Genomic DNA, 429 nt, shown 5'->3' on the forward strand with positions numbered 1-429 from the left:
CCCCACGGCTGCGGCCACCTCCCGTCCCACCGAGTCGGGCGGGCGGGTGGGCGAGACCCGTGGCGCAGAGGCGGAGCCCAGGGCGGGCGAAGGAAACCCCGTCGAGCCACCGCCCGGGTTCGCGGTACCGTTCTTGATGTCCTGCCCGCCCGGATGGCAGGACCACCGACCCCGTACCGGCGGGCAACCCGGTCACACACATGTACGTGGGGACTCTGTCCTTCGACCTCCTCCTCGGCGACGTCCACTCGCTGAAGGAGAAGCGTTCCGTCGTCCGCCCGATCGTCGCCGAGCTCCAGCGCAAATACGCGGTGAGCGCGGCCGAGGTGGACCACACGAACCTCTACCGGCGAGCCGTCATCGGCCTCGCCGCGGTCTCCGGCGACGCGGCGCACCTGACCGACGTACTGGACCGGTGCGAACGGCTGG

At 71.6% G+C, this 429-nt stretch carries 1 protein-coding gene; it reads left to right on the top strand.

Annotated elements, in window-relative coordinates; translation table 11 throughout:
- Positions 1-200 precede the first annotated feature (200 nt).
- The coding region (locus tag RH94_RS41490) for a DUF503 domain-containing protein (protein ID WP_199881016.1) at positions 201-429 on the top strand (229 nt) is incomplete at its 3' end.

The sequence above is a fragment of the Streptomyces kebangsaanensis genome (assembly GCF_001906585.1).
GTDB lineage: Bacteria > Actinomycetota > Actinomycetes > Streptomycetales > Streptomycetaceae > Streptomyces > Streptomyces kebangsaanensis.